Source organism: Microbacterium longlingense (assembly GCF_058349825.2).
In genome coordinates this window covers 76,767-85,427 of the sequence record NZ_JBYRJA020000011.1, presented here as the reverse complement: position 1 = coordinate 85,427, position 8,661 = coordinate 76,767, and the positions used below count along the sequence as shown (strand labels likewise).

Genomic DNA, 8,661 nt, shown 5'->3' with positions numbered 1-8,661 from the left:
TGTGGGAGAGTAGGACACCGCCGGACTTCTTTTGAGCGAAATGGCCACCCAGTGCTGGGTGGCCATTTCGTGTTTATCGGGTCGTTTTTGCCGAGGAGCCATGCTCCGCAGCGTCGCACGTCAGGTGCGGCGCTTTTTTTATTCGCGTTTGTCGTCGTCCCAGGGGCCTTGCCACCAGCCGCGGTCGTCGGTCTTGCCGTTGCGGCTGCGGAAGGCCTGGACGATGATCACCACCAGCGATGTTGCGGCGATGGCGATCATGACGAGGAACATGATGTCGCGTTCACTCATCGGGATACACCTCCTCTCGGTGCCGTGGCGCCCCGCGGGCGCCCGACGTCAGAGAGCCCGTTCGCGGTGCTGCTGATCCAGATGGCGTCAGCGGCCTCGGCCGGAAGCGGGCAGCGCCTGCCGTCGTCGAGCTCGACGCCGTGCTCGCGCACGACGACCCGCTCGCCGACGCGCAGGCCTGCTGCGTGCAGAGCACGCAGCAGGTCCGGGTCGCGGTCGCTGACCCGCAGCACGCGACCGGTATGGCCGGGGTCGGCGTCGGAGAGGCGAAGGAACGGCTCCCGCACGATGCGTCCGCCGGCGTCCGGAATGGCATCGCCGTGGGGATCGAACAGCGGCCGGCCGAGACGATCGTCGATGCCGTCGAGCAGTCGATCGCTGATGGCGTGCTCGAGGACCTCGGCCTCGTCGTGCACCTCGTCCCACGCATAGCCGAATTCCTCGACCAGCCACGTCTCGATCAGCCGGTGACGTCGGATGGTCGCCAGGGCGCGGGCCTCCCCCTCGGGAGTCAGGCGCACCGCGCCATAGGGCACATGGCTGACGAGGCCGGCGGCGGCGAGCTTCTTGACCATCTCGGTCACCGACGACGGGGAGACGCCGAGCGCTCCGGCCAGCACGGACGGCGTGATCGGCGCGTCCTGCCACTCGGTGTGCGCGTACACCGTCTTCAGGTAGTCCTCTGCTGCGGGGGATGCCACGCTCCCAGCCTACGGCGCCGCCGCGAAGAAGGCGCCCCCGCCTGATCAGCGGGGGCGGTGCGGAGTGAGATCTCGGTTGGGGTTACGCTGGCCGGATGCGTGACGAGGTGAAGACCCCGGCGGAGACGGCGGAGGCCGGAACGTCCCCGGACGATTCCGGGGGAGACCTGTCCCCCGCGCACGGCGTGGGACCGTGGCCCGGCGGGACGGCGAGCTGGCCGGACGACCCGCGTTACGACCCGGAGCTGCTGGCCGCCGGCGACACCCGGAACGTGATCGACCGGTACCGGTACTGGCGGATGGACGCCATCGTCGCGGACCTGGATGCGCGACGCCACCCGTTCCACGTCGCCATCGAGAACTGGCAGCACGACATGAACATCGGCTCGATCGTGCGCAGCGCCAACGCCTTCCTCGCCGAGACCGTGCACATCGTGGGCCGGCGGCGGTGGAATCGGCGGGGCGCGATGGTGACCGATCGGTACCAGCACGTGCTGCACCACGAGGACGTCGCCGCGTTCGCCGCCTGGGCGGCTGAGGCGGGCCTGCCGATCGTCGCGGTGGACAACGTTCCCGGATCGGTGCCCGTCGATGCCGCAGACCTTCCGGAGCGTTGCGTCCTGCTCTTCGGACAAGAGGGGCCCGGCCTGTCGTCCGAAGCGATCGCGGCGGCGTCCCTCGCGGTCGAGATCACCCAGTACGGATCGACGCGCTCCCTCAACGCGGGAGCAGCGGCCGCCGTCGTGATGTACGAATGGTGCCGGCGTCACGCCTGAGATGCCTGACGTGCGTGGTGGCGCGGCGGTCAGTGCCACCCGGCGATGGCGGGGGCGACGTTCTCGTTCCACACGTCGAAGCCGATCTTCGCGACCAGCACGAAGACGACGACGAGGAAGATCACCCGGATGAACGCACTGCCGCGGGCGATGGCCATCCGCGCGCCGAGATAGCCGCCCGCGACATTCGCGCAGGCCAAAAGCGCCCCGAGCACCCAGAGCACCGCGCCGTGCGGGATGAAGAGCATCAGCGCTCCCAGGTTCGTGGCGAAGTTGACGATCTTCGCCTTCGCGCTGCCCTGGAGAAAGTCATACCCGAGGATCGAGACGAGCGCCAGGACGAGGAACGTACCGGTGCCGGGCCCGATCAGGCCGTCGTAGAAGCCGACCCCCGCGCCGATCCCCATTGATGCGGCGAGATGGTGCCGGCCCTGGTAGCGCAGCTCCGTGCTCTGACCCAGCTGGGGGCGCAGCGCCGTGAAGATCGCGACGGCCATCAGCGCCACCAGGATGATCGGCTTCAGCAGTGCGCCCGGCAGGACGGTCGCCACCGCCGCGCCCCCGAAGGACGCGGCCAGGGCGACCACGGCCATCGGCACGGCCGTGCGCAGGTCGGGTTTCGCGCGCCGGTAGAACGTGGTCGCCGAGGTGGCGGTGCCGAAGATCGAGCCGAACTTGTTCGTCGCGAGCGCCTGCAGAGGCATGATGCCCGGCAGAAGGAGAAGGGCCGGGAGCTGGATCGCGCCGCCCCCGCCGACCACGGCGTCCACCCAGCCGGCGGCGAAGCCCGCGAGGAGAACCAGGATCAGGGTGAGCCAGGTGAGCTGCTCGAGGCCGATGATCGCGCCGATGTCCATCGCGCCTCAGACCATCCGGCGCGGGGGGAGGGGGCGTGTCACCACAGAAGCCTACCCCCGTTCCCGGGGCACCCCGCGGGGCTAGCTGCGGGCTGCCGGTTCCGTTCGGCGGCCGTGCCGCAGCCGGGACACGACCGAGACCGCGCCCACGATGCCAGAGCCCCACACCAGACCGAACACCGCCGAGAGGCCGCTGTCGATGAACCAGGTGACGATGCCAGGTGCGTGCACCGCATGGGTGATGGCGTGCAGGATCTCATGGGGAACGCCCACCCCGACCTCGGCGAGGTTGACGATCAGGATATGGCCGCCGACCCACAGCATCGCCAGGGTGCCGATCACCGTGAGCGCGCGGAACACCACCGGCATCGCCTTGACCAGCCACGTGCCGAGGACCTTCACCCAGCGCGGCCGGCGACGCCGCATCCAGAAGCCGATGTCGTCCATCTTCACCAGGATCGCCACGGTGCCGTACACCGCGGCGGTCATCAGGATGCCGACGGCGATCAGGATCGCCAGGCGCATGCCCCAGAAGTCTGCCTCGATGTTGGCGAGGGAGATCAGCATGATCTCCACGGACAGCACGAGGTCGGTGCGCACGGCACTCGCGACGATGCTCTTCTCATCGACCTCGGTGCGCTGGGTCACCTCCTCGACGGTCGGGTCGTGGGCGACGCCGCGCAGTTGCGCGATCCAGTGCCACACCTTGTGTGCGCCCTCATAGGCGAGATAGGTGCCGCCGATCAGGAGCAGCCACGGGAAGACCCAGGGCGCCCACACGCTCAGCAGCATGATCGCGACGATGATGACCGCTTTGTTCGCGAGCGAACCGCGGGTGATCCGCCACACCACCGGCAGCTCGCGCGCCGGGCGAATGCCCTGTACGTACTGCGGTGAGACTGCGGCGTCGTCGATCACGACACCGGCGGACTTCGCCGAGGCCTTCAGCGCACCGGCGGCGACGTCATCGAGGGAGGCCGCGGCCGCGCGGGCGAGAACGGCGATGTCGTCGAGCAGGGCGAAGAAGCTGGATGCCACGTGTTCTTCGATCGGGACGGGAAGCGGTGTGCGGGGTGCGCGCCGTGCGATAACACTACCCGGCGGACCCGGGCCCGACGGGCTGCGCCGCAACTCCGGCAGAATCCGCGCCCCGCCCCCCGGCACGCCGGTTTCCGGCCGCCGCGCGGGATCGTGCCTGAGTTCGGAATACGGGGTTGGTGCGACCGTGCCGCGGTGCCGGTGTCAGGCGGGCGGCACGACCGTGAACTGCCCCATCATGCCCTGATCCTCGTGCCAGAGCAGATGGCAATGGAACATGTACGGGATCTCCGGGTCGGGGTTGTCCGCGAACCGCATGGCCAGCCGCAGCACCTTCCCCGGTGGCGTGTAGACGGTATCCTTCCAGCCGGTGAGCGCGGGCGGCGGATCTTCTCCGTCGATCTTCAGCACGAGGAACTGCACGTCGTGCACGTGGAAGTTGTGGGGCTTCGTGTGGGTGTTCTGCACATGCCACACCTCCACGGCACCGGCAGGGATCTGCATGTCAATGCGGTGCATGTCCATCGGGCGCCCGTTGATACGGTTGTCGCCGAGGTTGAACACACGAGGAGTCTCCGCCCCGGCGGGGTCGATGCTGCCACGGACGTCCTGCTCGTCGGCCAGTGTCGCCGGCAGCGCCAGGCCGGGTCGCAGCTCGCTCCCGGCACGCAGCAGCAGGATATCGAGCTCGTCCTTCGCGCCGGTGCTGTCGGCGAGACGGTCGGCGATCCCGAGGTCCTGCGGGTACGAGCGGAGCACGACCTCCTCGGCGGCTCGCATGCGCACGATCACCTCGGCGCGTTCGCCCGGGGTGAGCAGCAGCCGGTCGAGCTCCACGGGCGTCGAGAGCAGGCCGCCATCGCTCGCGATCATGGTGAAGGCCCGATCGTCGGCGAATCCCAGCAGGTAGCTGCGCGCGGCGGAGGCGTTGAGCACCCGCAGCCGCGTGAGCTCGGCGCCGACCGAGAGCACCCCGCCCACCGTCGCGTTGACCATGACCGTGTCGCCCAGCATGCCGTTGTCCTGGCGCTCGGTCTCGACGATGTCGCCGCGTTCCGAGAAGGTGCGGTCCTGCAGGATCAGCGGGATGTCATCGACCCCGTATTCGCGGGGCAGATCGAGGGCGCGCTCGACCTCGTCGTCCACGTAGAGCAGGCCGCCCAGCCCGCGCAGGACGTGCAGCTCGGTGCGCCCGTGGGGGTGGGGGTGGTACCAGAGGGTCGCGGCGGGCTGGTCGACCCGCCAGGCGGGCGACCATGTCGCTCCGGCGTCGATCATCTGGTGGGGGCCGCCATCGGCCGATGCCGGCAGGCGCATGCCGTGCCAGTGCAGTGTGGTGTCCTCATCGAGACCGTTCGTCACGTCGATGCGCACGTTCTCGCCGCGCTCCACGCGCAGCGTCGGCCCGAGCACCGGTCCATTGATTCCCCAGGTCGGGGTGTCGCCCTGCGGCACGATCGTGCTGTGTCCGGCCTGCAGGGCGAGGGAGAACACGCGCTCCCCGCCGACGACCCGGGACTCGGCGAGCGGCGGGATGCGCAACGGCCTGTCGAAGGCGACCGTGTCGACGGTGCTGATCGGACGGCGTCCGAGGAGGGTGCTGCATCCGCTGGCTGCCGCGACGACGATGGCGCCCATGCTCCACCCCGCTCCGCGGAGGAGAGTGCGCCGGTCGATCATCCAGCCCGGCGAATGTGCGGCGGGTGTCATGATTCCTCCTGCGTGGCGAGCGTCGAAGCCGCCGACCATCTGGGCGGTAGGCTACCCGACGCGCTGATGAGCCGTTCCGCGAAGCCGCACCCCGTGCGGGTGACGTGCGGTTGCCGATCGGGTGAACTCTCGGGGTTTTCGGGCGGATGCGACGCCGCGCGGGGCGCGGGCTGGCCACCATGGAGTCGTGAAGATCGCGATCCTCGCCGAATCCTTCCTGCCGCACATGAACGGCGTCACCGGCTCTGTCCTCCAGACGGTGGCGCGCCTGAGGGAGCGCGGCCATGACCCGATGATCGTCGCCCCGGATGCCGGCCCCGTCGACCGCGATGCCAGAGCCGATCTGCACGGGGTCGATCTCGACGGCGTCCGGATCGAGCGGGTGCGCTCCCTGCCGCTTCCGGCGTACCCGGAGGTGCGGGTCGCGGCGGTCACCGCAGCGCGGCTGGAGCGCACGCTGCGTTCCAGCGGGGCGGATGCGGTGCATCTCGCGTCCCCGTTCGCGCTCGGGTGGGCCGGTGTGCGGGCCGCGGATGCGCTGCACCTGCCGGTGGTCGCCGTCTATCAGACCGATGTCGCGGCCTATACCGAGAAGTACGGCCTCGCGGTCACGACCGCGCTGGCCGAGGCGCACATCACCCGGCTGCACCGGCGCGCGACCCTGAACCTGGTGCCGTCGGCATCGGCCCATGCGGTGCTCGCCGGGCTCGGCGTGGACCGTCTTCGCCGCTGGGGGCGCGGCGTGGACGCCGACCGCTTCGCTCCGGAGCGCCGTGACGACCGCTGGCGGCGCGCGGTCGCCGGCCAGCGCACGATCGTCGGCTATGTCGGCCGGCTCTCGCCCGAGAAGCAGCTCGAAGACCTCCGGGCACTGCACGACCTCCCGGGCGTTCAGCTGGTGATCGTGGGAGACGGGCCGAGCAGAGCCGATCTGGAACGGATGCTTCCCGCCGCGCACTTCACCGGTTTCCTCGCCGGATCCGACCTGGCGCGTGCGGTGGCGAGCTTCGACGTGTTCGTGCACACCGGGGAGAGCGAGACGTTCTGCCAGACGGTGCAGGAGGCACTGGCCAGCGGTGTTCCGGTGGTCGCCACGGGGCGGGGCGGACCGCTCGACCTCGTCGACAGCAGTGTGAACGGCTGGCTCTACCGGCCCGGCGACCTCGCGGACCTGCGGGCCCGCGTGGTCGATCTCGTCGGCGACGACGCCAAGCGGGCGGCGTTCGCGCGAGCGGCGCGTCTGTCGGTGCGCAACCGCAGCTGGTCTGCGGTCTGTGATCGTCTCATCGATTACTACGCCGAGGCGATCGAGCTGCGGCGGATCGACGACGGCCTGCGCGTGCGGCCGACGGTGCGTCCCTGCAGCGCACCGACGGCGCCGGTCGCACCCCCGCCGCGGCGCGGGCGTTACATCGCTCTGGGCGACTCCATCACCGAGGGTCTCGGCGACACCTCGCGGATGCCAGAGGGGGAGCTCCTCGGGTGGGCTGCGCGGCTGGCGATGCTGCTCGCCGACGGGACCGGGGATGAGAACGAGGTCGCCTTCGCCAACCTCGCGGTGCGCAGCCGCCGCACGCGGCACCTCGCCGATCAGGTGGATCGTGCCATCGCCCTCGAGCCGGAACTCGTCTCCGTGCTCATCGGGTCCAATGACCTCGTCAAGGCGCGCGTCGACGTGCCGGGGCTGCTGAGCGCGGTCGAGCACGAGGTCGTGCGGCTGCGACGGGCCGGTGTCGAGGTGCTGCTCGCCACGCCCTTCCTGCCCCGTCGCGCCGTCGCGCGGGTGTTCGCGCGACGGTTCGCGCAGTTCGCTGCGGGGCTGCGGGGTATCGCGGTCCGGCACGACTGCGCTCTGCTCGACACCGACGCGATCCCCGAGGTCGGCGATCTCGGGATGTGGGCGGACGACCGGGTGCACCTGAACTCTGCGGGTCACCGGCTGCTCGCGTACCGTGCCGCCGAGGTGCTTGGCGTCCCCCATGCCGCGCTGCTGCGCGATCTGGAGCGGGCTCTCCACGACGACACCGAGGCCGATGACGCGAATGGCGTCGGCTGGTTGCGTTCGCATGCGCTTCCCTGGGCGTGGCGCCGGGTGCGTGGTCGCACCGCCGGGGACGGCCTCTCGGCCAAGCACAGCCGCTATGTGGCGGTGACGCCGGTGCGCTGACGGCGGCGCGGTCAGCCTCCGAGGCGCCGGGTGGACCCGCGCACCACGAGCGACGTCGCCAGCTGCACATGCAGCGCGGCCGGTGGTCTGCCGTTGATGATGTCCAGCGCCGTGCGCACCGCGAGTGATCCCATCTCGGCGAGCGGCTGGTTCACGGTCGTGAGCAGCGGCGATGACCAGCGCGCCGCCGGAAGGTCGTCGAAGCCCACGACGGAGAGCTCGTCCGGGACGAGTGTGCCAGACGAGCGGGCTTCTTCGATCACCCCCAGCGCCACCGCATCGCAGAAGGCGACCACCGCGGTCGGCGGCGACGGCAGGCGGGAGAACTGCTTCCAGATGCGCCGGCCGTCGTCGAACTGGGCCAGACCGGATCCGCCGTACCCGACGTACTCACCGTCGATCGGGATGCCGGCACGCTCCAGGCTGCTGCGGTAGCCGCTGTAGCGTTCCAGGGAGAACTCGCTGGTCATCTCCATGCCGGCGAACGCGATGCGCCGGTGGCCCAGCTCGATCAGGTGAGCGGTGGCCGCCGCCGCGCCCGCCCAGTTCGTCGCGCCGATCGTGAAGATCGACGCGTCGTCCTCGTTCTTGGGGTCGATCGCCACGAGGGCGAGGTGGCGCTCTGCGGCGGTGTCGATGAGCTCATGGGTGATGTGCGGTGTGATGAGGATCGCGCCGTGCACACCCGCGGAGGACTGCCGGAGGATCCAGTCGCGCTGGTCTTCGCCGCGCAGCCCGGACGGAGCCTGATCGACGACCACGCGGATGCCGGCGGCCTGGGCGGCGCTCATGACCCCGCCCAGCAGGACCGTGCCGTAGTCGTGCCCCCAGGTGTCGAACGCCACGATGAGCGTGGTCGTGGGGGGCGGTGCGGGGCGCCCGACCGGAATGTAGCTGAGGTCGTGCAGTGCGCTGCGGACGCGCTCTCTGGTGCCCCTGCTCACATCGCTCTGGTCATGAAGGACCTTCGAGACGGTGGCGATCGAGACCCCGGCTCGCTGGGCCACATCGCCCAGGGTCGTCCGTCTGGGGCGTCCGGTGGGTTCCATGGCGTCATGTTACCCGAAAGAATTTCGTACGCATCGTTCCGGCAACAGATGCAACCGTGCCGGTGACATCCC

Annotated in this window: 8 protein-coding genes; 2 read left to right on the top strand and 6 right to left on the bottom strand. The window is 70.3% G+C overall.

Features of this window, described 5'->3' with window-relative positions; genetic code table 11:
- Positions 1–138 precede the first annotated feature (138 nt).
- Positions 139–291 (bottom strand): hypothetical protein, encoded by a 153-nt coding sequence (locus AC3RXY_RS14290; protein ID WP_491511585.1) that lies wholly within the window; start codon positions 289–291, stop codon positions 139–141.
- Entirely contained in the window at positions 288–992 is a 705-nt protein-coding gene (locus tag AC3RXY_RS14285; RefSeq protein ID WP_491511584.1) for a metal-dependent transcriptional regulator, read from the bottom strand. The genes AC3RXY_RS14290 and AC3RXY_RS14285 overlap by 4 nt, the downstream gene beginning before the upstream one ends.
- A 95-nt stretch (positions 993–1,087) precedes the next feature.
- Between AC3RXY_RS14285 and AC3RXY_RS14280 the strand changes: the two genes are divergently transcribed.
- A complete protein-coding gene (locus tag AC3RXY_RS14280) occupies positions 1,088–1,768 on the top strand; it encodes a TrmH family RNA methyltransferase (protein ID WP_491511583.1) in 681 nt (226 codons plus the stop codon).
- Between the two features lie 29 nt (positions 1,769–1,797).
- Here AC3RXY_RS14280 and AC3RXY_RS14275 read toward each other — a convergent pair whose 3' ends face one another.
- The 3 genes from AC3RXY_RS14275 to AC3RXY_RS14265 form a co-directional block, all read right to left on the bottom strand.
- The gene (locus AC3RXY_RS14275; RefSeq protein WP_491511582.1) at positions 1,798–2,625 is read right to left on the bottom strand and encodes a sulfite exporter TauE/SafE family protein; all 828 of its coding nucleotides are present in this window, start codon (positions 2,623–2,625) and stop codon (positions 1,798–1,800) included.
- A gap of 81 nt (positions 2,626–2,706) precedes the next feature.
- Entirely contained in the window at positions 2,707–3,663 is a 957-nt protein-coding gene (locus AC3RXY_RS14270; RefSeq protein ID WP_491511581.1) for a DUF808 domain-containing protein, read from the bottom strand.
- A 204-nt stretch (positions 3,664–3,867) separates the two neighbouring features.
- A complete protein-coding gene (locus AC3RXY_RS14265) occupies positions 3,868–5,373 on the bottom strand; it encodes a multicopper oxidase family protein (protein WP_491511580.1) in 1,506 nt (501 codons plus the stop codon).
- A 187-nt stretch (positions 5,374–5,560) separates the two neighbouring features.
- On the opposite strand from AC3RXY_RS14265, the gene AC3RXY_RS14260 reads away from it, so the two are divergent.
- A complete protein-coding gene (locus AC3RXY_RS14260; protein WP_491511579.1) occupies positions 5,561–7,540 on the top strand; it encodes a glycosyltransferase in 1,980 nt (659 codons plus the stop codon).
- A gap of 11 nt (positions 7,541–7,551) precedes the next feature.
- Here the strand turns inward: AC3RXY_RS14260 and AC3RXY_RS14255 are convergent, their stop codons facing one another.
- Positions 7,552–8,589 carry a LacI family DNA-binding transcriptional regulator gene (locus tag AC3RXY_RS14255; RefSeq protein ID WP_491511578.1) on the bottom strand — a complete coding sequence of 346 codons (1,038 nt, stop codon included), beginning with the start codon at positions 8,587–8,589 and terminating at the stop codon, positions 7,552–7,554.
- Positions 8,590–8,661 lie beyond the last annotated feature (72 nt).